This window comes from Agrobacterium sp. 10T429 (genome assembly GCF_056393925.1).
Genome location: NZ_JBFTGV010000034.1, coordinates 1 through 505 on the forward strand (window position 1 = coordinate 1; position 505 = coordinate 505).

Here is a 505-nt window from a genome sequence, read left to right on the forward strand (position 1 = left end):
GGTGGCGGGCACCGCCCACGCCGCCTATCCCGACCATCCCATCCGCTGGATCGTGCCGTTCCCGGCCGGCGGCGCGATGGACAACATCGCCCGCACGCTGGGCGAGGACATGTCCAGGACGCTCGGCCAGSCCGTGGTGGTGGACAACCGTCCGGGCGCGGGCGGCAACATCGGCGCGGAACTGGTGGCGCGTGCCCCGGCCGATGGCTACACGCTGCTGATCGTGGCCAATGGCATGGCGGTCAATCCGGCGCTGTACGGCAAGCTCGGCTACGACCCGGTCAAGGATTTCGCGCCGGTCTCGCTGCTGGCCGTGGTGCCAAACGTGCTGGTCGCCAACAAGGCGAAGACGCCGGCCAAGACCGTGGCGGAGGTGATCGCCAGCGCCAAGGCGCGGCCGGGCAAGTACACCTACGCGTCGGCCGGCAACGGTACGTCGATCCATCTGGCGGGGGAGTTGTTCACGTCGATGGCACAGGTGGATCTGCTCCACATCCCCTACAAG

1 protein-coding gene is annotated in these 505 nt (G+C 68.8%); it reads left to right on the forward strand.

The genetic code is table 11. The annotated features are described in order from the left end of the window. Window positions 1–505 (forward strand): tripartite tricarboxylate transporter substrate-binding protein (locus AC1DCP_RS26355; protein ID WP_476774864.1); only part of this gene is annotated, 505 nt, incomplete at both ends.